Raw genomic sequence first — 22,966 nt, 5'->3', positions numbered from 1 at the left:
CCGCGGTGAACCCGTCCAGCGAGGTGCTCATCGAGATCAGCAGCATAGCTGTCACTGTAGGCAGGATCGAGTCGAGTACCCAAAACTCCAGACCAACTCGCGAGCCCTTCAGCCGCGAGCTCTCCCTGCGGGGACTCGATCCTGCCTACAGTGACAGCTATGCTGCTGATCTCGATGAGCACCTCGCTGGACGGGTTCACCGCGGACCGCACCGGCGACTTCAGCTGGGGCGCCCCGGACGAAGAGCTGTTCCGTTTCCATCTGGACACGGTGCGCGGGCTCGGAGCCTGCCTGTGCGGGCGTCGCCTCTACGAGACGATGCTCCCCTGGGAGACGGATCCGCTGATGCGGGAGAACGCCCTCGGTGCGGAGTTCGCCGACGTCTGGGCCGCGCTGCCGAAGATCGTGTTCAGCCGCAGCCTGGACCAGGTAGAGGGGAACGCCCGGCTGGCGCAGCGCTCCCTGGCCGAGGAGATCCCCGCGGTGCTCGCCGCGACCGAGCAGGACGTGGAGATCGGCGGCCCCACGCTGGCCGCCCAGGCCGTGGAGCTCGGACTGGTGGAGGAGTACCAGATCTTCCGGCACCCGATCATCCTCGGCGGAGGCACTCCCCTGCTGCCGCCAGTGGACGAGGCCGTACCCCTGGAGCTGGTGGAGAGCCGCGTCTTCGGCGGCCGCGTGGTCTATGAGCGGTATCGACGTGCCGAGGGGTCACGGGGCTGATCGGCCCCGAGACCTCAGCATTCGATGACGTTGACCGCCAGCCCGCCCTGGGCCGTCTCCTTGTACTTGGAGGACATGTCCGCCCCGGTCTCGCGCATGGTCACGATGACCTCGTCGAGGCTGACCCGGTGCGAGCCGTCCCCCATCAGCGCCATCCGGGCGGCATTGACGGCCTTCGTGGCCGCGATGGCGTTGCGCTCGATGCACGGCACCTGCACCAGGCCTGAGATGGGGTCACAGGTCAGCCCGAGATTGTGCTCCATCGCGATCTCCGCGGCATTCTCCACCTGCTCCGGAGTACCCCCGAGCACCTCACACAGCCCGGCCGCCGCCATCGAGGAGGCCGACCCCACCTCTCCCTGGCACCCCACCTCAGCACCAGAGATCGAGGCCTGCTCCTTGTAGAGCACCCCGATCGCTGAGGCAGTGAGCAGGTACCGCACCACGATCTCGTCGCGCTCATCTCGCGCGGCGTAGCTCCCCCCGGGTCCGTAGTGCGTGGCATAGAAGCCCACCGCGGGGATGATCCCTGCCGCCCCGTTGGTCGGCGCGGTGACCACTCGCCCGCCGGAGGCGTTCTCCTCGTTCACGGCCAACGCCACCAGGTTCACCCACTCCTGCCAATAGGCGTGGGAACGCTCGGGGTCCTTCTCCGTCAGCTGGGCATGCCAGTCGGGCGCACGACGTCGGACCTTCAGACCCCCGGGGAGGACACCGGTCCGACGCAGGGCCGAGTTCTTGCACTCCTCCATGACCTGCCAGATGTGCAGCACCCCGGCACGCACCTCCGCTTCACTGCGGACGGCGGTCTCATTGGCCATCATCACCTCGGAGACGGCCCGGCCGGTGCTGCGGCAGTGCTCCATGAGCTCGGCCGCCGTGGTGAAGGGGTGGGGAACCTCCGCCTCGGTGGACTCCACGGCATCACCCAGTGAGGCGTCCTCCGCTTCGGCGGCGGTGAGCACGAACCCTCCCCCGATGGAGAAGTAGGTCTGCTCGGCCAAGACGCCGCCGTCGTCGTCGAGGGCTGTGATGGCCATTCCGTTGCTGTGCTGCGGCAGGAAGGTCAGGGGCCTCAGCACCAGATCCTCGGTGCGCAGCGCGATGTCACGGCGTCGCCCCAGCTGCTCGGCCACACGGACCGTCCCGGTCGCGCGCATATCCTCCAGCCGCTCCTCGACCTGCTCGGGCAGGATCTCCTCGGCATCCCAGCCCTCCAGGCCCAGCAGCACGGCGTCGAACGTGCCGTGTCCCTGCCCGGTGGCGGCAAGGGAGCCGTAGAGGTCCACCCGGACCTCCGCGAGAGGACCGCCCTCCCCTGCCTCCAGAGGGGCGGTCAGCTCCTCGACCACGAACCGCCGCGCAGCCCGCATCGGCCCCACCGTGTGCGAGGACGACGGACCGATCCCCACACTGAACAGATCAAACACACTGATCGCCATGACGGATCACCTCTCCCTGCGGTAGAAGGGCAGCTGGACGACTTCGAAGGGCTGCGCCTTGCCGCGCACGTCGATGTCGAGCCGTGTACCGGGCTCGGTGAACTCCACGTCCACATAGGCCATCGCGATCGGGTGGCCCAGGGTGGGGCTGGGCTGGCCAGAGGTCACCACGCCGATCTGCTGACCGGCGCGCTCCCCCTCGGCGGCCAGCACCGGGTATCCCCCGCGGCCGGCGCGGCGGCCCAGGCCCTTCAGCCCGACGAGCCGCTGACCCGTGGTCTTCCCACGGCCCTCGGCCTTGGCCTGCTGCAGCGCGGCGCGGCCCACGAAGTCCTCCTCCTTGGAGAAGGACACCACAGGCAGTCCGGCCTCGAAGCTGACCCGCTCGGTGGAGAGTTCATTGCCGTAGAGCGGCATCCCGGCCTCCAGGCGCAGGGAGTCGCGGCAGGCCAGCCCGCAGGGGGTGAGGCCGTGCTCCTCGCCACGGCTGAGCAGCGCCCGCCACAGGGCGCCGGCCTTGTCGTCCCGCAGGAACATCTCGAAGCCGTCCTCGCCGGTGTACCCGGTGCGGGCCAGCAGGATCTCCTCGCCGCCGATCGTCACGGTGTCCGCCGCGTAGTAGGGCAGGTTCTCCACGATGGTGGTCTCGTCCAGGCGCACCAGAGAGGAGACGATGGCCTCCGCCTTCGGTCCCTGGACGGCGATGAGACTGATCGCCTCGGACTCGTCCCAGACCTCCACGTCGAAGCCGGTCGCACGCTCGGCCATCGCGGCATACACGGTCTCCCGGTTGCCGGCGTTGGGGACGATCAGATACTCGTCCTCCGTGATGCGGTAACCGATGAGATCGTCGAGGATGCCGCCGTCGGGCGTGCAGATCAGCGAGTATTTGGCCTTGCCGACCTTCACCTTGGCCAGGTCCCCCACCAGCGCGGTGTTCAGGTACGTGGCAGCGTCGGGGCCGGCCACGCGGATCTCTCCCATGTGGGAGAGGTCGAAGAGTCCGGCGGTCTCGCGCACCGCCCGGTGCTCGGTGAGCTCGGAGGTGTACTTCAGGGGCATGCGCCAGCCGCCGAAGTCGGTGAAGCTGGCGCCCAGCGCCTCGTGCTCGGCCGCCAGGGCGGTCTCGCGCAGCGGGGTGTCCGCCGACGTCGTCGTCTGCGTCTGCTGCGGGGTGGTCTCAGTCATGGAGCGTCTCCTGATCGGTTCATCGTCTCTCGGTGAGAGATCGTCCCTGAATCCAACGACGATCTCTCACCGAGAGACGATCTGTGCGGGTGCGTCGGCGTCAGCGGCCGTCAGCTGATCTCGAACGCCTCGGGCGGCGGGCAGCTGCACACCAGGTTGCGGTCCCCGTGGGCGCCGTCGATGCGGCTCACCGGCGGGAAGTACTTGTCCTGCAGCACCCCGGGCACCGGGAAGGCGCCCTGCTGCCGGGAGTAGGCCCGGTCCCAGTCGTCGGAGGCGACGACGGCGGCCGGGTGCGGAGCATGCCGCAGCGGCGCGTCCGCAGCCTCCACCTCGCCGTCGATGACCTGCTGGATCTCGGCCCGGATGGCGATCATCGCCTCGATGAACCGGTCGATCTCCGCCAGGTCCTCGGACTCGGTGGGCTCCACCATCAAGGTCCCGTTGACCGGGAAGGCCAGCGTCGGGGCGTGGAAACCGTAGTCGATGAGCCGCTTGCACACGTCCTCGGCGGTGATCCCGGAGCGTTTGGTCAGCTCCCGCAGGTCCAGAATGCACTCGTGGGCCACCAGGTCCCCCTCCCCGGTGTAGAGGGTCGGGAAGTGATCCGCCAGGCGCCGGGAGATGTAGTTTGCGCTCAGCAGGGCGTGCGCGGTGGCGCTGGTCAGCCCCTCGGCACCCATCATCGCCAGATACGCCCAGGAGATGGGCAGCACGCCGGCCGAGCCGTAGGGGGTGGAGGTCACCGGGGCGCCGCCGCGGCTGGCCGCGTCGGTGCCGGCCCCGTTGCTGCCGGCCCCGCCCACCGAGGTGCTGGGCAGGAACGGCTTGAGGTGCTCGGCCACGGCCACCGGCCCGACGCCGGGCCCACCGCCGCCGTGCGGGATGCAGAAGGTCTTGTGCAGGTTCAGGTGGCTGACGTCGCCGCCGAACTCCCCCGGCTCGGCGAGGCCGACCAGCGCGTTGAGGTTGGCGCCGTCCACGTAGACCTGGCCGCCGGCCTCGTGCACGGTGCGGCAGACCTCGCGGACATCGGCCTCATAGACCCCGTGGGTGGAGGGGTAGGTGAGCATGATCGCGGCGATCCGGTCCGGATGCTGGGCGATCTTCGCCTGCAGGTCGGACATCTCGATGGTGCCGTCCTCCGCGGTGGCGACGACGGCCACCTGCAGTCCGGCCAGCACGGCCGAGGAGGCGTTGGTCCCGTGCGCGGAGGCGGGGATCAGGCAGATGTCCCGGTCGGCGTCGCCCTGGGCCAGGTGGTACTGCCGGATGGCCAGCAGCCCGGCGTACTCCCCCTGGGAGCCCGCGTTGGGCTGGATGGAGACGGCGGCATAGCCGGTCACCGCGGTCAGCTTCGCCTCCAGGTCCTCGATGAGCGCCCGCCACCCGGCGGTCTGCTCGGCCGGGGCGTAGGGGTGGATGCCGGCGAACTCGGGCCAGGAGATGGCCTCCATCTCCGTGGCGGCGTTGAGCTTCATGGTGCAGGAGCCCAGCGGGATCATGGTGCGGTCCAGGGCCAGGTCCCGGTCGGCGAGCTTCCGCAGGTACCGCATCATCTGCGTCTCCGAGCGGACCTCGTGGAAGATCGGGTGGGTCATGAACTCGCTGGTGCGGCGCAGCGCCTCGGGGAATGCCGTGCCGTGGCCGGCCGCGGCGGAGTCGGAAGAGTCACCAGAGTCGGCAGGCGTGCCTTCCGAGGTCTCGGTCGGGGCGCCGAAGGCCCGCAGCACCGCGTCCACGTGCGCGGCAGTGGTGGTCTCGTCCACGCTGATGCCCACGGTGGTCTCGTCCACCCGGCGCAGGTTGATGCCGGCCTCCTCCGCGGCGAAGAGCACGTGCTCGGCCTCGGCGTCGAGGTCCAGGCGGACCTGCACGGTGTCGAAGAAGGACTCACTGACCAGCCGGCGTCGGCCGGCCTGCAGCCCGGCGGCCAGGGTCCGGGCGTGGCCGTGGACGCGCTCGGCGATGCGGCGGAGCCCCTCGGGGCCGTGGTAGACGCCGTACATGGAGGCGGCCACGGCCAGCAGCGCCTGCGCGGTGCAGATGTTGGAGGTCGCCTTCTCCCGGCGGATGTGCTGCTCACGGGTCTGCAGGGCCAGTCGGTAGGCGGGACGGCCCTCGGCATCGTGGGAGACGCCGACCAGCCGACCGGGCAGCTGACGCTGCAGACCGGAGCGGACGGCCATATAGGCCGCGTGCGGTCCGCCGAAGAACAGCGGCACCCCGAAGCGCTGGGAGCTGCCGACGGCGATGTCGGCGCCCTGCTCACCGGGCGAGGCGATCAGGGTCAGGGCCAACAGATCGGCGGCCACGGTGACCATCGCTCCGCGCTCCTTGGCTTCGGTGATGAGCGCGGTGTGGTCGACGACGGCGCCGGAGTCACCGGGCTGCTGGACCACCACACCGCACAGCTCGCCCTCCGGCAGGCCCTCGGCGGCGAGGTCGATGATCTGCACGTCGATGCCCAGGGCCTCCGCGCGGCCGGCGACGACCTCACGGGTCTGCGGAAAGGTGTCGGCGTCGAGGACGATGCTCCCGGAGGCCTTCTTCTTGTTGGCCCGGCGCATCAGCAGGATGGCCTCGGCGACGGCGGAGGCCTCGTCCAGCAGCGAGGCGTTGGCGATGTCCAGGCCGGTCAGGTCCGCCACCATGGTCTGGAAGTTCAGCAGCGCCTCCAGGCGGCCCTGGGAGATCTCCGGCTGATACGGCGTGTACGCGGTGTACCAGGCCGGGTTCTCCAGGACGTTGCGCAGGATCACCTGCGGAGTGTGGGTGCCGTAGAAGCCCTGACCGATCATCTGGGTCTTCACCGTGTTGCGCCGGGCGTAGCCGCGCAGCGCCTCCAGAGCCTCGGCCTCGGAGAGGGCGGCGGGCAGCTGCAGCGGACGGGCCTGCCGGATCGAGTCCGGGACGGCGGCGTCCACCAGGTCGGCCAGGGACCGGTGGCCCAGGGTGTGAAGCATGGTCTCGGCGGCCTCGGAGGTGGGTCCGATGTGGCGGGAGGCAAAGCCCTCCGGCACGGAGAAGGCGGGGCTGACGCCGCCGTCGGGGACGCCCGAGGGGGTGCTGGCGTCGGGGCTGAGAGTGCTGGTCATCGGGGAGGTTTCCTTCCGGAGCGCAGAGGGGTGGACATGCTCGTGTCCCTCCCCGAGCTCTGTAGGGAACCTGAGAGTTTGACCCGGCTGCTGAGGCGAGGAGTCGCCGTCGGACGCGGGCTTGCACCGTGGGTGAGGAGCCGCCGTCGCGGGCCGGATCCTGCGGCCGGGCGTCGGGGTCCTGCTTTCCAGAGTCGCCACCCCTGCACGGTACGGGTGCCTGAGAGATTCCTGGGGAGGATGTTGCTCCTTCGGCGCCGGGGCTCACCCGCCATGACGGCGTGCACTCCGGGCTCTCCCACACAGGGGACGTGGCGTATTCAGTTGACCTGTGGCCCATCTTACCTGCACTGCCGGAGGGGGATCACGCCCCGGCGGCGGAGCCGGCGTCGGCAGGGCCGCGTCGACGGATCAGACAGCGACGGATCAGACGGCGACGGATCAGACGGAACGGGCCTGCCGCTCCTGCTTGGCCACGAGTCGGGCGTCGAGGATCACCAGCACCGTGACGACGGCGAAGCCGGCCACCGCCAGGCCGAGGATCGGCAGCAGATCCCCGGTCGGGGCCAGCAGGCTGCGCGCCTCGTCCTGCCAGGGCCACAGCGTGCGCAGGGCTCCCAGCATCACCCCGGCCAGCACCACCATGGTGATCCGGTGGTGGTGCTCCAGCAGCCACTGCAGCAGCTTGACCAGCAGGATCACCCCCAGCACCATCCCGACGGCGAACAGCCCCAGGTAGCCGACGTCGCGCTCGTCCACCGCGCGCAGCGTGGGCTCGTAGAGGCCGAAGGTCAGCAGCAGGAAGGAGCCGGAGAGGCCGGGCAGCAGCAGGGCGGAGACGGCGACGGCGGCCGCCGGGATGATGGTCACCGGGGTCGCCTCCACATCCGTGGGCGGCAGGGAGACCAGCCAGAACGTCACCGCGGCCGCGGCCAACCCGGCCAGCACGTGCCGCAGCCTGAGCACCCGCAGACCCCAGGTGCGGGCGGCCCTGCCCGTCTGCTCCGGGCTGACGTGCATGGCCATGCGCAGCGGCACCGCGATGGAGGCCAGCACCATGCCGAAGAACGCCGCTCGCGTGGCCTCCGGATGGGACTCCACGGCATCGGCCATGGGACCGGCGATGGTGAACACGGCCAGCGCCATGCCGAACAGCACGGGGATGACCAGCTTCCACCGCACCGCGGCGAGGTGCTCGCGCATCCCCGCCGCCCGCTCCGGACCGGTCACCAGCCGCCGCCCGGCCGAGACCACATGCGAGGCCGAGTCGATGAGCTGGGTGTAGATCCCTACCACCAGGGCCACCGTCCCGCCGGAGACGCCCGGGACGGTCTCCACCGTGCCGATGAGGGCACCACGGACCAGGTCTCCGACCACGCTGGTGCGGCGCTGCTCGGGCGCGCCCGCGGCGTCGTCAGGGGTCTGCTGGGAGAGGTCTCCGGCAGAGGATGATGCTGGCATAGCGCACTCGCCTTTCACGCCTTACACTGAGGTCTCCGGGCCTGTCAGACAGGTCACGAGACACGGATCACACCACCATGAGGCGCTCCGGCCGGACCCTGTCCGACCAGGGCACCCTGGGAAGCGCCGCGACGGCGGGCTGTCTGTCACGCCCGGAGCGGACGGCGGCCTCAGTCTACGTCGTCGTCCTGGCGTCTCCCTGCCACCATGACCACCTGCGCACCACCGGAGAACCGCGGTGCTCAAGCCACCCGTGACACGGGAGGAAGGGGAGACGACGATGAGTCCCCAGGCCATCGGATTCGCGATCGTCCTGCTGGCGGCGATCATGCTGCTCGGCAAGTACCTTCGCGTGAAGGTCCCGTTCATCCAGAAGCTGCTGCTTCCCAGCTGCATCATCGCCGGATTCCTCGGCCTGATCCTCGGCCCGGAGGTGATCGGGCGCCTCGCCGAGCCGCTGAACCTCGGCTGGCTGGCCGAGGGCGGCGTCTTCACCGCCGACATCTACGAGGTCTGGGGAACCCTGCCCGGGCTGCTGATCTCCGTGGTCTTCGCGACCCTGTTCCTCGGCTCCCGCATCCCCTCGCCGAAGCGCGTGGCCAAGCTGGCCGGTCCCCAGCTGTCCATCGGCGTGGCCTACGGCTCCGGCCAGTACGTGGTGGGGCTGCTGCTGGCCCTGCTGGTGCTCGCCCCCCTGTTCGGCGTCAGCCCCATGATGGGAGCGCTGATCGAGATCGCCTTCGAGGGCGGCCACGGCACCGCCGGCGGCATGCGCCCCGCCTTCGAAGACATGGGCATCCCTGAAGCCGCCGACCTCGCCCTGGCCATGGCCACCGTCGGGCTCGTCTCGGCCATCGTCATCGGTGTCGCTGTGGTGAACTGGGGCGTGCGCACCGGCCGCACCCGGGTGCTCAAGCAGGTCTCCGAGCAGTCCACCGCCGAGCTGCGCGGACTCTACTCAGACGACGAGACCGTCTACGCCGGCCGGATGACGGCCCGCCCGGGCTCCATCGAGCCGCTCACCCTGCACGTGGCCGTCGTCGGCCTGGCGATCATCCTGGGCTGGATCCTGCTGGAGGGCATCGTCTGGGTGGAGGATCTGCTGTGGGGCCAGCCGGACTCCCTGTGGACTCCCGCCGGCGAGGACGGCACCACGCTGCTGGGCTATGTGCCGCTGTTCCCGCTGGCGATGATCGGCGGGGTCATCATCCAGGTGGTGCTGGACCGCACCGGCAACACGAACCTGCTGGACCACGAGATGATGAAGCGCATCCAGGGGCTCGCCCTGGACATCCTCATCGTCGCCGCTCTGTCCACGATCTCGCTGACCGTGATCGCCGACTTCTGGCAGACGTTCCTGATCCTCTCGGTGGCCGGCGTCGCGTTCTGCACGTTCATGCTGCTGTACTTCACCCCGCGGATCGTCCCGGAGTTCTGGCTGGAGCGCGGCATCGCCGACTTCGGCCAGTCGATGGGCGTCACGGCCACGGGCCTCGCGCTGCTCCGCGTGGCCGACCCTGACGACCAGTCCCCCGCCCTGGAGGCCTTCGGCTACAAGCAGCTGGCCTTCGAGCCCTTCTTCGGCGGTGGACTGATCACGGCGATCTCGATTCCGATCATGTACGCCACCGGCAGCGTCTACATCGTGCTGATCCCGATGGCGGTGCTGTTCGTCGCGGCGATCACCGCCGGCATGATCTACCACCGCGGTGTGCGCGCAGGACGGTGGACGGACCCCGCCTCAGAGTTGGCTGCAGGTCAGCGGTGAGCTGACCACCACAGCGGCGGAAACCCCTCCAGGGCCCGAGTGAGGCGACAGGCGCCTCCCCGGGCCCTCGCTGTGCCCACTCCCTGCCGCCGCTGCGCCGCCGTACTGCCGCCGTTCTGCCCCGCTGCCGCCGCTGGGCACCCGCCTTGCCATCCGAACACTGTGTGAATTTATGAACTATCGTGGCACAAACCCTTGACACCAGCTCCACGACACTGGAGGGTACTGTGCTGACGCGCTTCATCGAGGAGCACCCGCCAGCCGCCTCCCCCGCCGGAGGCCTGACACCAGAGGAATCCATGACACACCTGCGTCGCGTCGGCACACTGCTGCTGACCCTCATCGCACTGCTCGGCCTGATGGCACCGGCCGCCCAGGCCGAGGCGGACACCAGCCGCGGCCCCGATCCCACCGAGTCCTCCATCGAGCAGACTCGGGGCAGCTACAGCGTCGGAGAGCGCAGCATCTCGCGCTTCGCCGCAGACGGCTTCAACGGCGGCACCATGTACTACCCCACCGGCACCGACGAGACCTTCGGCGTCGTCGCGATCTCCCCGGGATACACGGCCAACGAGTCCTCAATCTCCTGGCTGGGACCGCGCCTGGCCTCCTTCGGCTTCGTCGTGGTCACCTTCGACACCAACTCGCGCTACGACCAGCCGCGCCAGCGCGCCACACAGCTCCTCAGCGCGCTCGACCACGCCATCGACGACAGCGTGGTCGGCCCACTCATCGACGAGGGCCGTCAGGCCGTGATGGGCCACTCGATGGGCGGCGGCGGGGCGCTGCAGGCCGCCGAGGATCGCGACGAGATCCAGGCCGTGGTGCCGCTGACCCCGTGGAACGCCAAGAAGAACTGGAGCTCCATGGATGCTCCCACCCTGATCATCGGGGCGGAGAACGACCGCACCGCCCCGGTGCGCAGCCACTCCATCCCGTTCTACGAGTCCTTGACCAACGCCGGACAGCGGGCCTACCTGGAACTGCGCGGGGCCAGCCACTTCGCCCCCAACCGGTCGAACACCACGATCGCGAAGTACAGCATCGCCTGGCTGAAGCTCCACCTGGATGACGACGAGCGCTACGAGCAGTTCGTCAACCCCGGCCCGGACACCGGACCGCGCACCGGCATCTCGGACTGGCGCATCAGCTGACACCGCCGGCCCCGACCCGGCCACCTCACCGCCCTGAGGCAGACGACCCCTCCTTCAGCCGCCCGCCCACGCGGCCAGAAGGAGGGGTCGCCTGCGTCCCTGCGAGGCCGCATCTCGACAGAATGCATCTGCAAGCGCTTCCACGAATCCTTGCGATCTGGATCACATTCACGCTATCTTCAGTCAGGAGACGTCGACTCGACGCGGTCGCCGATGCTACGGCGACGACGCCTCTCATCCGATTCCCGGCGGACTGAGATGCCATCACCTTGGAGACAGCACTGATGACGACGACACAGAGTACGGCGGAGCCTGTGCCGCACTCACCTTGGAAGCGCTTGCGGAAACATGCGGTGCGAACGGCAGGGGCCCTCGGACTGGCCGGGGCCATGCTGGCACCCGCCACCATGCCTGCGGCCACCGCCTTCGACGGCGGGCCCCCGGCCTCCGACAACGCGGCCGATCATGCCGGTGCCCGCGGCGCGGAGAATGCCTCGCAGAACTCCGCCCACCACACCGACCGGCTCCCGGAGTTCCGCACCGCGGCGCAGAGCGCGGAAGGCCCGAAGGACACCACCGCCGTGATGTTCCAGTGGACGTGGAACAGCATCGCCCGCGAATGCCGTGAGACGCTCGGCCCGGCCGGCTACGGCTACGTGCAGACCTCCCCCACCCAGGAGCACATCCAGGGCGAACAGTGGTGGACCCACTACCAGCCGGTGAGCTATCAGATCGAATCCCGGCTCGGCACCCGCGAGGAGTTCGCGGACATGGTCACCGAGTGCAACGACGCCGGTGTGAAGGTCATCGCCGACGTCGTGATCAATCACATGACCGGCCAGCAGGAAGGCGTGGGCTGGGCCGGCAGCGAGTTCACCCACACGGACTACCCCGGCACCTACTCGTCCGATGACTTCCACAACCACGGCTGCGAGGTGGAGGACTACACCGACCGCTGGCAGGTCCAGGAATGCGACCTGCTCGGACTCGCCGATCTGAAGACCAGCTCCGACTACGTCCAGTCGAGGATCGCCGAACACCTCGAGGACCTCATCGACCTCGGCGTCGAGGGCTTCCGCATCGATGCGGTCAAGCACATCTCCGCCGATGACCTCACCGGCATCCTGGACCGCGTGGACCTGACCGACATCTACGTGGTCTCCGAGGTCATCCGCGGCGGCGGCGAACCCATCCAGCCCGAGGAGTACCAGCACCTGGGCGACGTCCACGAGTTCACCTGGGGCCGGAAGCTCAAGGAGGCCTTCGACGGCGGCGACATCCACTGGCTGCTCTCCGGCGAGGGCATCGGCGAGACCTGGGAAGGCTTCATCGCCGACGAGCACGCCGGCACGTTCGTGGACAACCACGACACCGAACGCAACGGCGAGACCCTGAGCTACAAGGACGGAGAAGCCTACCGCCTGGCCCAGGCCTTCACACTGGCCTGGCCGTACGGCATGCCCGCGGTGCACTCCGGCTACTCGTTCAGCGACTACGACGCCGGCCCCGTGCAGCACGAGGACGGTCGGATCCGCGACGCGGTCTGCGGCGAGGAGAACTGGACCTGCATCCACGCCCAGACCGAGGTGGCCAACATGGTCGGGTTCCGCAACGCCGTCGGGGACGCCCCGGTGACCGACACGTGGACCAACGACTCCCACGCCCTGGCCTTCGGCCGTGGCGACCAGGGCTTCCTGGTGGCCAACCGCGGACCGAACAGTGTGCAGCACACCTGGCAGACCTCCCTGCCGGCCGGCGAGTACTGCAACGTCTACACCGGCTCCGCCACCTCCGAGGGCTGCTCCGGGGAGACCGTGACCGTGGCGGCCGACGGCACCTTCAGCGCCCACGTGGGCCCGGACTCCGCCGTGGCTCTGCACGTGGGCGCCACCCCGGCCAGCGGCGACGGAGACGGCGACGGTGACGGATCGACGCCGCCGGAGGAGCGCGAGCTGTCCCTGTTCTACGCCACCGACTGGGAGACCCCGTACGTCCACTATCAGGTGGGCGACGGCGAGTGGACCGATGCTCCGGGCGAGGCACTGACGGAGGTCTGCGAAGGCTGGGCCCACACCGAGATCGACCTCGGCACCGCCCGCACCATCACCGCGGCGTTCAACGACGGCGGCGACGCCTGGGACAACAACGCCGGCGAGGACTACACGATCGGCTCCGGCGTCATCCAGCTCGCCGACGGCCAGCTGGCCGAGGGCGACCCCTGCGAGGCCCAGCCCGCCCCGGGCGAGGACCCGGACCTGACCGTGTACTACGAGACGGGCTGGGAGAACCCGCGCATCCACTACCAGGTGGGCGACGGCGGCTGGACGGACGTTCCGGGCGTGGCGATGGCCGAGGCCTGCGAGGGCTGGTTCCGGGCCGACATCCAGCTCGACGACGCGGACGGCATCACTGCCGCCTTCAACGACGGCGCCGGCACCTGGGACAACAACGACCACCAGGACTACAGCATCGCCGCCGGCGAGCAGCAGGTCTCAGAAGGAGAGGTCACCGCAGGCAACCCCTGCTGAGAGACGGCCCGGTCTGAGATGAGCCTCGGACCGGAGCACCACACCTCACGCGTGCCGAGCCTTTCGGCCGTGTGAGCCGGGAGCGGGCGGCGTCGGGATCACCGGCGCCGCCCTGCCCATGCCTGGGGACCTGACCATCCGGTGGCCGACGGTGTCGACCTCCGGTCCCCCGGCACACTGTCGCTAGAGTGATCGCGTGACGCTTTTCGTGAACGCCCGAGTGATCCCCTCGGCCCGCATCGGTGAGGCCCGCGGCGACGCCGTGCTGGTCCGTGGCGAACGCGTGGCCGCCGTCGGACAGGCCACCCGGCTGCATCCCGATCTCGCTGCCGGCGAGGAGGTCATCGACCTGCAGGGCGCGGTGGTGCTGCCCGGTTTCGTGGACGCCCACGTCCACACCGGACTCTACGCCCGCGGCCTCTTCTCCGCCGACCTGCGGGACTACACCTCCCTGGAGGCCGCCCTGCAGCGGGTCGCGGCCCACCTGCGGGACCGGGTGGAGGCCGCCAAGGCCGAGGGCACCTGGCCGCAGCAGCCCCAGTGGATCTTCGGACAGGCCTGGGACCACAACGTCTGGGACGTCCCCCAGGTGCCGGACCGCCGAGCGCTCGACGCCGTCACCGGCTCCTTCCCCACCGCACTGCACTCCACCGATGCTCATACCTGGTGGGTCAACTCCGCCGCCCTGGAGGCCCTGGGGCTGGACGCCTCCACGCCGGACCCGGTGGGCGGAAGCTTCGACCGCGACACCGACGGGCAGCTCACCGGCATCCTGCGGGAGTCTGCCGGGCGGGCGGTGGACCAGATCCTGGCCTCCGGTGCCGCTGGAGACCTCACGGCCCAGCTGGAGCACGCCCAGCGGCAACTCTGGGCCCAGGGGCTGGTCGGTGTGCACGACTTCGACGGCGAGGACGTCCGCGCCGGGTTCTCAGCCCTGCACGAGACGGGGCGGTTGAGGATGCGCGTCACCAAGGCGGTCCTCGCCCCGAACCTGGATCTGGCCCTGGCCGAGGGGCGGTACACCGGCTCCGGCGACGCCTGGCTGCGCACCGGGCCGGTGAAGATCTTCTCCGACGGCGCCCTGGGCTCCCACACATGCCTGATGCATGAACCCCTGGCCGGCTCCACGCACGGGCATGGGGTCGCGGTCACCGAGGAGGCCGAGCTGCGCGACCTGCTGGCCCGTTCCGCAAGCGCCGGGCTGGCCGTGGCCACCCACGCGATCGGGGACCGCGCCAATGAGTTGGTCCTCGACGCGTACCAGTGGCTGGCGGAGCAGGTGAGCTCCGGCGTCCTCCCGGCCTCCCCGCTGGTGCACCGGACCGAGCACGCCCAGCACCTCGCGGTCGAGGACGTGCGGCGCTTCGCGGCACTGGGCGTGGTGCCGTCGATGCAGCCGCTGCATGCCACCGCGGACTTCGAGCTGGCCGAGCGCCTCATGGGTGACCGGCCGATGGCCTCCTACGCCTGGCGATCGCTGATCGACGCCGGGGCCACGCTCGCCTTCGGCTCGGACGCGCCGGTGGAGCCGCCGTCGCCGCTGGGCGGGATCCACGCGGCGGTCACCCGCCAGAGGCCGGACGGCAGGCCCGACGGCGGCTGGCAGCCCCAGGAGCACCTCAGCGTGGGCGAGGCGATCACCGGCTTCACCACCGGAGCCGCACATGCCGCCGGGATGGGGCACCTGACCGGGGAGATCCGCCCCGGGATGTTCGCCGACTTCACCGTGCTGCGCGAGGATCCGTTCGCCGTCGCGCCCTCCGACCTGCCACACATCCCGGTGGCCGGGGTGATCACCGGGGGCCGCGTGCGCCACTGGGTGTGAGCCCTCTCCCCCATTCATGACGTTGTCTCCGCGGTTTGGGCCCTTTTGAGCCCGACTCCGGCGTCATAAGGGCCCAAACCGCCGAGGCAACGGGGAGGGACAGCGCGGCTCAGGCCTGCTCCTCGGCGAACGTGCCGTCGTTCTCTCCGCGGAAGAAGTCACGGCCGTAGATGACGAGGCAGAGCAGGATCCCGACGCCGAGCCCCCAGGCCGCACCGAGCAGGGCCAACGCTCCGGCTGTCACTCCGGCGATCCCCAGATCCCGCTGACTGCGGGCCTCCATGATGCCGATCCGCACGCTCACGTAGGCCTGGACCAGCAGGGTCAGGGCCATCGCGACGCCGAGCACCGGCTCCACAAGGGTGACGATGGGAAGCAGCAGCAGGCCCGTGTTGGTGCCCCAGCGGAAGGACCCGGCTCCTCCGTAGAGTGACTTCATAGCCTTCCGGCCCTCTTTGTACCGTTCGGTGATCACCACCAGCATGGCCGACCAGGAGGGGCCGCACATCGCGACGTCGGGGCCGATCACTCCCATCAGGGCGTTACGTCCGCCGAAGATCAGGTGGGAGCGGTCGGGGTTGTACTCCACGTTCTCGTCCGGCCGGGCTCTGTTCGCCTGCTTCAGCACGGCGTTGGCCTGCAGCGTGTCTCCGAAGACCACGATGTAGGTGGCCAGCACGGTGGGGATGGCGGTCACGAACATCATCAGCGGCGGAAGGCCCAGCCCGAAGATCGTGTACTCGCGCCACAGCGTGAGAAAGTCGGGCTGCACGATGCCCCACTCGATCTGCGACCACTCCGCCTCGCGGGTCAGCGGGGCGATGAGGACGGCCACCAGGATCGCCGGCAGCACACCGAGCTTGCCGATCTGCATGGCCAGGCGGTTCTTCTCCTGCCAGCGGGGGAAGTGACGGGAGAACAGGAGGAAGAACACCAGCCCGATCGCGATGGTGATGGTGATCGGGAACTGCTCGAACTGGCCGCCCTCCCCGAAGACGGTCTGCACCGCAGCGATGCCCGCGCCCATGAGCACACCGGCCTTGATGGCCGGCGGGATGGCGCGCACCACCCGCTTGGCCAGCCCGGTGACGCCGAGCAGGATCGAGAACAGTCCCAGCAGGATCTGGAAGGAGATCAGCGCATGGACGCGCTCGGGGCCTTCCGGGAACGTCATGCAGTAGGCCATGACCAACGGGATCGCCGGGGTGATCCACCCCGGGACCACGGGATCGCCCAGCAGGTGGTGCGTCAGGTAGAGGAACCCGTTGAGCAGGATCACGGCGAGCGCCACCTCGAAGGGCATGCCCAGCAGGGTGATCATCATCGGGATGGCAGCGAGGTCCACCGCGCACATCAACAGGCCCTGGGTGTAGTCGGGCCATTCGAGGCGGTATTGGACGAAGGGAAGCCGGATCTCGAAGGGGCCGGCCTTCCAGTGGGGTGAGGAGGGGGCGCCGTCGCCCTGCTCTCCGGGGCTGTCCCCGTGGTCTTCGATGGTCTGGGCCATGATCATGCTCCCTGTCGGTGGGCGGGGTGGTGGGCGAGGTGGTGGTCGAGGGCCCTTGATGCGGGCTGCTCCGCATCGGCGGGTGCGGGGTCGGCGTCGAACTCGATGATCTGCCGCACGGCACGTCCGTCTTCGAGGTCGTCCATCGCCTGGTTGATGTCCTCCAGGCGGATGCGCGAGGTGATGAGCTTCTCCACCGGCAGCCGTCCTTCGCGCCAGAGCTGTTCGTACCGGGGGATGTCCCGGCTGGGCACCGAGGAGCCCAGATAGGAGCCGATCACGGTGCGGGCCTCTGCGGTGATGCGCAAGGGGGAGATCGTGGCAGTGGCGGTGGGGGCGGGCAGCCCGGTGGTGACGGTGCGGCCTCCCGGTGCGGTGGCGTCGAAGGCGGTCTCGAAGGCGCGGGGGCTTCCGGCGCATTCGATCACGTGATCCGCGGTGAGGCCCTCCTCGGCGACCTGCCGGGGGGTCCAGGTCTCATGGGCTCCGAGCTCGCCGGCCATGGTCAGCTTGTCCTCGGCCATGTCGACGCCGATCACCCGTTGGCAGCCTTCGGCCAGGGCGGTGATGAGCGCGGCCATTCCGACGCCGCCCAGGCCCACGATCATCACCGACTCCGCCGGCGCGGGTTGCGCGGCATTGAGCAGGGCCCCTCCTCCGGTGAGCACGGCACAGCCGAGGACGGCGGCCACATGGGGCGGGACGTCGTCGCCGACCGGCACCACGCTGGCCCGGTCCACCACCGCGTGGGTCGCGAATCCGGAGACGCCGAGGTGGTGATGGACCTCGGCACCGTCGCGGCTCAGGCGGCGATGGCCGTGGAGCAGCTCGCCGGCGTTGTTGGCCCGGGAGCCGCGGGTGCAGGGCAGTCGTCCCCCGGCCGCGCAGTTCTCGCACTGTTCGCAGCGCGGCAGGAACGTCATCACCACCCGCTGGCCGGGGCTGACGTCGTCGACGGCGGAGCCGACGGCCTCCACGATGCCGGCCGCCTCATGGCCGAGCAGCATGGGCACGGGGCGTTCCCGGTGGCCGTTGAGCACCGAGAGGTCCGAATGGCAGACCCCGGCGGCCTCCATGCGGACCAGGACCTCTGTGGGTCCGGGAGCCTCGAGGGTCAGCTCGCTGATGCGCAGCGGCTCGGTGGAGGCGTAGGGGCGGGCGCGGCCGATCTCTTCGAGGACGGCACCTCTGATCTTCACGGATGATTCTCCTGGGCGTCTCGGCAGGTGTGAGGCGGGCGTGGTGCTGTGTCTGATGACATCAGCTCCCTGTTCCCTGGGCCACAGCCGCCGTGGCTGAGAATTCTCCTATGATGTGTCCATGGTGGACACCTTGGATGGCTCAGGCACTGACGAGACCGGTCACGGCCGGGAAGCGCTGCTGCGGGCGCTGCTGGACACCGCGGCCGAGCTGTCCAGCCTGCAGGACGTCGAATCGGTGCTCCAGTCGATCGTCCGACGCACCCGGCACCTGCTGCGCTCCGACATGGCCTACATCAGCCTCAACGACCATGCCGCCGGCGAGACCTACATCCGCCAGTCCGACGGCGTCACCACCCAGGAGTACCGGACGCTGCGCATGCCGATCGGCTACGGCATCCTCGGTCGGGTGGCCACCGGCGTGGCTCCGTATCAGACCACCGACTATCTGCGGGACGAGTCGATCCCTCACCTGGACTCCATCGATGAGATCGTCGCCGGCGAGGGCGTGCTGACCATCATGGGAGTGCCCCTGCTGGTGGGTGGGCAGGTCATCGGCGCGCTCATGGTCGCTGAACGCTCCCACCGGGTCTTCAGCCCGGAGGAGATCGACGTCGCGGATTCGTTGGGCACGCACGCCGCCGTGGCCCTGGACAATGCCGAGCGGTACACCCGCGCCCTGCACGACGCCGAGCAGCTCAGCCGCGAGCATGAGCGCAGCCAGGAGGAGCTCGTCTCCCGCACACAGCTGATGGACTTCGACGCCGAGCTGCTCCACGAGATCAACCGCGCCCCCACCGAAGACGGCGTCCTGACGCTCACCGCACGGACCCTCGGGGCACCCGTGGCGCTGCTCTCCGAGACCGGCGAGCAGATCGCCGTCGCCGCAGCCCGGCCTGGCCACCCGGATGACCCGGCAGGCCGCACACCCACGATCCCGTCCCCTGGGCTCGCCGCCCTGGAGGCGGCCAGCGCCGCCGGCCGGGCCCTGCGGATCGGCGAGGGCCCTGATGCCGTCGTCGTGGCGCCCATCCGCTCCGGCCATGACGCCCTGGGGCACCTGGTGACCTGCGGCGTCGAGGACCCGGCCGAGCTTCAGCTGCTCGATCACGCGGCGGCGCACATGGCGCTGGCGCTGCAGTTCGTCCGGGCGGAGGAGGACGCTCAGCACCGCCAGCAGCTGGACGTGATCGAGGATCTGCTGGCCGAACGGCCGATCTCCGACCACCGGCTCGCCCGCCGCCTGCAACGCTGGCGGCTGGGCCTGCACGACCCGATCCACGTCGCGGTGATCCTGCCCGCACAGGACACCGACGCCGTGCGCCGGCTGCTGCGTGGCCTCCCGGGCACCCGGTTGGCGGCGCCCCTCGGCGACCAGCTGTGTGTGATCTTCGACGACGAGCGCTGGGTGGCGTCCGCACGCCGCCAGGCCTCCGAGCAGGGGCTGGGCATCCAGGGCGCCTGGTCCGGGCCGATGCCGTCGATCCGCCACCTGCCGAAGCACCACCGCATCGCACGCCTGGCCGTCACGGCGATGCGGCTGGGCGGCCGCCAGGGACTGGTGGACGCTGCCGACGTGGGTGTGGTCGGTGCCGTGCTCCACGCGGCAAGCCAGGCCGAGGCCCAGGGGGATCCGATCGACCTGACCGCGCCGATCGCCGCGCTGGTCTCCCACGATGCCGAACGGGGCACCGAGCTGGTGCGGACGGCTGCGACCTTCTTCGAGACCGACCGGCGGATCGACCGCACCGCCGAAGCGCTCTTCCTGCACCGCAGCACCGTCAAGCAGCGGCTGCAGTCCATCCGCCGGATCCTCGGAGAAGGATGGGACCACGCGCCGCGCAGCCTGGACGTGCATCTCGCGCTGCGGGTCTGGAGCCTGACGCACGGCCCGGAGACGGACGCCGACTGAGCGGTACGCTCCCTCCGGTTGAGTCCGGAGGCATTGTCGCTATGAGTGCACTGACGCGGCTTGTAGCGACCACGGCTCCGGGGCCAACACGTTGAGTCCGCGGTGTGGGCCCTTATGACGCGGGATCCGAGCTCATAAGGGCCCAAGCCGCGGAGGCAACGCAGCGGAGGCAACGCAGCGGAGGCAACGCAGAAGGACCGACTCAGATCGCGCGGGAGTAGTCCTCCTTGAGCGTCTTGAGGTGGAACCAGGTCTCCATCCCGGTCACCCCGGGCAGGCCTTTGAGATCGTCGAGCCGGGCGAAGACGTCCCCGGGCACAGAGGAGGCCAGAGTGGCGATCAGGTCGAAGGGCCCGAAGCTCATCGCCGCGAACTCCGTCTCCGGATAGCCCATGAGCCTCCGGGCCACGGACTCGTCCTCCCCACCCAGGTGCAGCCCCACCCCCACTTTGACGCGGCGGGCATGGGAGGAGTGGGTCACCACCGCACTGATCCGCAGGATCCGGTCGTCGAGCATGCGCCGCACCCGGCTGCGCACCGCCGTCGGCGAGAGCCGCACCTGCCGGGCCAGGTCCCGGTAGCTGATGCGTCCGTCGTGGCGCAGCAGCTCCACCAGCTCGCTGTCGATCTCGTCCACCCGGCCGCCGCCGTCGTAGTCCGAGACGAAGGATCCGCGCAGCACCTCGGTGTAGATGGCTGTGCGGATGCGCGCCACCTCGGGGAAGCTGCGCACCTGGGCCAGCACCTCGAACAGGGCCTCGTGGTCCGCCGCCCGGACCTCCACCACGAGGTCCTGGGAGCCGGAGATCGCCGAGACCAGGGGGATGTCATCGCGGCCGCTGAGCTCCTCGACCACCCCGCTGAGCTCACCACGCCCGGTGATGGACACGTGGGCCAGGCAGCTCTCCCCCAGGAACGCCGGCGCCGCGGCCGCCACGATGCGCACTGCACCGGATTCGATGAGCTCCCGCACACGCGCGGACACCACGGAACGCGGGACCCCCAGCTGTTCCGCCAACGCGCTGAAGCTGGCTCTGCCGTCCTCCTGCAGCGCGGCGATGAGCTCGTCGTCGATCGACGTCGCCATCGGCTTCCTCCTTCCATCGGCGGCCCCCAGAGGCCGACCCACCGATTTCCCCACATGCGACACCATCTCGGGCAGATAATCACCATGGAGAGCACATGGAACACCTTCTGCGTCACATTCTGGCGGGTCGACCGTCAGAAGTGAATCATCAGCACCCTCGTCCTGAACTTTTCCCTATTGCCATGTGACGCGCCTCTCAGTACATTCGGAAGCAGATCCCCGCCGTGCGCACCGGTGCACCCTGCCCGCCGACGCCACCGGCGACACGCCCACCCCCGTCTCGTGAGGACCGCCCATGACGCTCTCGACCCCGCTTCCCGATGAGTCCCCCGCCGCCGAGCGGCCCGCCGACACCCCGCCCCTGACCATGCTCAGCCCGGACTTCCCCTTCAGCTACGACCACTATCTGGCGAGCCCGACCGGACTGGGTCAGGTCCCCGAACAGGCGCACGGCACCGAGGTCGCCGTCGTCGGCGGCGGACTGGCCGGCATCGTGGCCGCCTATGAGCTGATGAAGATGGGCCTGAAGCCCGTGGTCTACGAGGCGGCCGGAATCGGCGGGCGCCTGAAGTCCCAGGCCTTCGACGGCGCCCCCGACGTCGTCGTCGACCTCGGCGGGATGCGCTTCCCCACCACGGGCCGCGCCTTCTACCACTACGTGGACAAGCTGGGCCTGGAGACCCGTGCGTTCCCCAACCCGCTCTCGCCCGTCACCCCGTCGACCGTGATCGACCTCGCCCACGAGCCCGAGCCCACCTACGCGGAGACCGAGGACCAGCTCCCCCCGCTCTACCGGGAGGTCGCCGAGGCATGGAAGCAGGCGCTGCGTGACGAGGCCGAACTCGACGCCGTGCAGGACGCCATCCGTCACCGCGACGCGCAGACCCTCAAGCGGCTCTGGAACGAGCTGGTGGCCCGCTTCGACGACGAGTCCTTCTACGGCTTCGTCGCCGGCTCCGAGGCCTTCAAGGCCCTGAGCTGGAAGCACATCGAGACCTTCGGGCAGGTGGGCTTCGGCTCCGGCGGCTGGGACACCGACTTCCCGAACTCCGTGCTCGAAGTCCTGCGAGTCGTCTTCACCGACGCCGACGACGACCACCGCGGCATCGTCGGCGGCGCCCAGCGTCTGCCCGAGTCGCTGTGGCGCCACGCTCCCGAGGACATCGTCCACTGGCCGGCCGGCACCTCGCTGGAGTCGCTGCACGGCGGCGCACCCCGAGGTGCGGTCACCGGCATCCACCGCGGCCAGGACGGCTCGCTGCCCGACGGCGGCGTCACCATCACCGAGAAGTGGGGCCGCACCACCACGTACCCGGCCGCCGTCGTGACCTGCCAGTCCTGGCTGCTCTCAGCCCGAATCGACACCGACGAAGACCTCTTCACCCCGGAGATGTGGAACGCCATCGAGAAGAGCCACTACATGCTCTCCTCGAAGACCTTCGTCATGGTGGACCGCCCGTTCTGGCGGGACATCGACCCGGAGACCGGCCGCCCGGTGATGTCCATGACGCTGACCGACCGGCTCCCGCGGGCCACCTACCTGCTGGACGAGGGCCCGGACAAGCCGGCGGCGATCCTGCTCTCCTACACCTGGAACGACGACGCCCTGAAGTGGCTGCCGCTGGACGCCGACGAGCGCACCCGGCTCATGCTGCACTCGCTGCACAAGATCTACCCCACCCTTGACATCGGCTCCCACATCATCGGCCAGCCGATCACCGTCTCCTGGGAGGCCGACCCCAACTTCATGGGCGCCTTCAAGAACAACCTGCCGGGCCACTACCGGTACCAGGAGAAGCTGTTCAACCACTTCGTGCAGAAGGACCTGCCGCAGCACCAGCGCGGCATCTTCCTGGCCGGCGACGACATCTCCTTCACCGCCGGCTGGGCCGACGGCGCCGTCACCACCGCGCTCAACGCCGTCTGGGGCGTCATGGACCACCTGGGCGGCTCCACCGCCACGGACAACCCCGGCCCCGGCGACGTCTGGGACGAGCTCAAGCCCATCGCCCTGGACTGAGGCACCCCCGCTTCCTGCCCTTCCCGCCCTTCCCCTCCCTTCCCTGCCCTTCCC

The 22,966-nt window shown here is 69.9% G+C and carries 14 protein-coding genes and 1 riboswitch; of the genes, 7 read left to right on the top strand and 7 right to left on the bottom strand.

What is annotated here, in order from left to right; genetic code table 11:
• Window positions 1–159 precede the first annotated feature (159 nt).
• Entirely contained in the window at window positions 160–723 is a 564-nt protein-coding gene (locus SD455_RS11520) for a dihydrofolate reductase family protein (RefSeq protein ID WP_070159114.1), read from the top strand.
• Between the two features lie 14 nt (window positions 724–737).
• On the opposite strand, the gene SD455_RS11515 is transcribed toward SD455_RS11520, so the two are convergent.
• The 4 genes from SD455_RS11515 to SD455_RS11500 all read right to left on the bottom strand — a co-directional run bounded on the left by SD455_RS11515 (window position 738) and on the right by SD455_RS11500 (window position 7,912).
• Window positions 738–2,165, bottom strand: coding sequence for an L-serine ammonia-lyase (locus SD455_RS11515; RefSeq protein WP_445508189.1), 1,428 nt, complete (start codon window positions 2,163–2,165; stop codon window positions 738–740).
• Window positions 2,166–2,171: 6 nt separating this feature from the next.
• The gene (gene gcvT, locus SD455_RS11510) at window positions 2,172–3,353 is read right to left on the bottom strand and encodes a glycine cleavage system aminomethyltransferase GcvT (RefSeq protein WP_445508188.1); all 1,182 of its coding nucleotides are present in this window, start codon (window positions 3,351–3,353) and stop codon (window positions 2,172–2,174) included.
• Window positions 3,354–3,463: 110 nt separating this feature from the next.
• A complete protein-coding gene (gene gcvP / locus SD455_RS11505) occupies window positions 3,464–6,451 on the bottom strand; it encodes an aminomethyl-transferring glycine dehydrogenase (RefSeq protein ID WP_445508187.1) in 2,988 nt (995 codons plus the stop codon).
• Window positions 6,452–6,649: 198 nt separating this feature from the next.
• Window positions 6,650–6,762: riboswitch (glycine riboswitch) on the bottom strand.
• A gap of 130 nt (window positions 6,763–6,892) precedes the next feature.
• Window positions 6,893–7,912 carry a DUF368 domain-containing protein gene (locus tag SD455_RS11500; protein WP_445508186.1) on the bottom strand — a complete coding sequence of 340 codons (1,020 nt, stop codon included), beginning with the start codon at window positions 7,910–7,912 and terminating at the stop codon, window positions 6,893–6,895.
• Window positions 7,913–8,192: 280 nt separating this feature from the next.
• Here SD455_RS11500 and SD455_RS11495 point away from each other — a divergent pair, with 280 nt between their 5' ends.
• The 4 genes from SD455_RS11495 (at window position 8,193) to SD455_RS11480 (ending at window position 15,187) form a co-directional block, all read left to right on the top strand.
• Window positions 8,193–9,680, top strand: a complete 1,488-nt coding sequence (locus tag SD455_RS11495) for a sodium/glutamate symporter (protein WP_445508185.1) — start codon at window positions 8,193–8,195, stop codon at window positions 9,678–9,680.
• 299 nt (window positions 9,681–9,979) lie between these two features.
• Window positions 9,980–10,834, top strand: coding sequence for an alpha/beta hydrolase family protein (locus tag SD455_RS11490; protein ID WP_445508184.1), 855 nt, complete (start codon window positions 9,980–9,982; stop codon window positions 10,832–10,834).
• A 353-nt stretch (window positions 10,835–11,187) separates the two neighbouring features.
• Window positions 11,188–13,362 carry a carbohydrate binding domain-containing protein gene (locus SD455_RS11485; protein WP_445508183.1) on the top strand — a complete coding sequence of 725 codons (2,175 nt, stop codon included), beginning with the start codon at window positions 11,188–11,190 and terminating at the stop codon, window positions 13,360–13,362.
• A gap of 196 nt (window positions 13,363–13,558) precedes the next feature.
• On the top strand, window positions 13,559–15,187 hold the full coding sequence (locus SD455_RS11480; protein ID WP_445508182.1) for an amidohydrolase: 1,629 nt from the start codon (window positions 13,559–13,561) through the stop codon (window positions 15,185–15,187).
• 109 nt (window positions 15,188–15,296) lie between these two features.
• Here the strand turns inward: SD455_RS11480 and SD455_RS11475 are convergent, their stop codons facing one another.
• Both SD455_RS11475 and SD455_RS11470 read right to left on the bottom strand, forming a co-directional pair.
• Entirely contained in the window at window positions 15,297–16,694 is a 1,398-nt protein-coding gene (locus SD455_RS11475) for a hypothetical protein (RefSeq protein WP_445508181.1), read from the bottom strand.
• A gap of 2 nt (window positions 16,695–16,696) precedes the next feature.
• Window positions 16,697–17,893, bottom strand: a complete 1,197-nt coding sequence (locus SD455_RS11470; protein WP_445508180.1) for an alcohol dehydrogenase catalytic domain-containing protein — start codon at window positions 17,891–17,893, stop codon at window positions 16,697–16,699.
• Window positions 17,894–18,014: 121 nt separating this feature from the next.
• Here SD455_RS11470 and SD455_RS11465 point away from each other — a divergent pair, with 121 nt between their 5' ends.
• Window positions 18,015–19,805, top strand: coding sequence for a helix-turn-helix domain-containing protein (locus SD455_RS11465; protein ID WP_445508179.1), 1,791 nt, complete (start codon window positions 18,015–18,017; stop codon window positions 19,803–19,805).
• A gap of 202 nt (window positions 19,806–20,007) precedes the next feature.
• Here SD455_RS11465 and SD455_RS11460 read toward each other — a convergent pair whose 3' ends face one another.
• Window positions 20,008–20,892, bottom strand: coding sequence for an Lrp/AsnC family transcriptional regulator (locus tag SD455_RS11460; RefSeq protein WP_070161465.1), 885 nt, complete (start codon window positions 20,890–20,892; stop codon window positions 20,008–20,010).
• A gap of 295 nt (window positions 20,893–21,187) precedes the next feature.
• Between SD455_RS11460 and SD455_RS11455 the strand changes: the two genes are divergently transcribed.
• Window positions 21,188–22,912 carry a flavin monoamine oxidase family protein gene (locus SD455_RS11455; protein WP_311025316.1) on the top strand — a complete coding sequence of 575 codons (1,725 nt, stop codon included), beginning with the start codon at window positions 21,188–21,190 and terminating at the stop codon, window positions 22,910–22,912.
• Window positions 22,913–22,966 lie beyond the last annotated feature (54 nt).

This window comes from Nesterenkonia sp. K-15-9-6, assembly GCF_052656005.1.
The sequence above is the reverse complement of the archived record's forward strand: the minus strand, read 5'-3'. Positions and strand labels throughout refer to the sequence as shown.

Bases quoted from the DNA above. Each gene is read 5' to 3' on its own strand.
- SD455_RS11495 (WP_445508185.1), top strand. From the start codon at position 8,193: ATGAGTCCCCAGGCCATCGGATTCGCGATCGTCCTGCTGGCGGCGATC.
- SD455_RS11500 (WP_445508186.1), bottom strand. From the start codon at position 7,912: ATGCCAGCATCATCCTCTGCCGGAGACCTCTCCCAGCAGACCCCTGAC.
- SD455_RS11490 (WP_445508184.1), top strand. From the start codon at position 9,980: ATGACACACCTGCGTCGCGTCGGCACACTGCTGCTGACCCTCATCGCA.
- gcvP (WP_445508187.1), bottom strand. From the start codon at position 6,451: ATGACCAGCACTCTCAGCCCCGACGCCAGCACCCCCTCGGGCGTCCCC.
- SD455_RS11475 (WP_445508181.1), bottom strand. From the start codon at position 16,694: ATGGCCCAGACCATCGAAGACCACGGGGACAGCCCCGGAGAGCAGGGC.
- SD455_RS11455 (WP_311025316.1), top strand. From the start codon at position 21,188: ATGACGCTCTCGACCCCGCTTCCCGATGAGTCCCCCGCCGCCGAGCGG.
- SD455_RS11520 (WP_070159114.1), top strand. From the start codon at position 160: ATGCTGCTGATCTCGATGAGCACCTCGCTGGACGGGTTCACCGCGGAC.
- SD455_RS11465 (WP_445508179.1), top strand. From the start codon at position 18,015: ATGGTGGACACCTTGGATGGCTCAGGCACTGACGAGACCGGTCACGGC.
- gcvT (WP_445508188.1), bottom strand. From the start codon at position 3,353: ATGACTGAGACCACCCCGCAGCAGACGCAGACGACGACGTCGGCGGAC.
- SD455_RS11460 (WP_070161465.1), bottom strand. From the start codon at position 20,892: ATGGCGACGTCGATCGACGACGAGCTCATCGCCGCGCTGCAGGAGGAC.
- SD455_RS11515 (WP_445508189.1), bottom strand. From the start codon at position 2,165: ATGGCGATCAGTGTGTTTGATCTGTTCAGTGTGGGGATCGGTCCGTCG.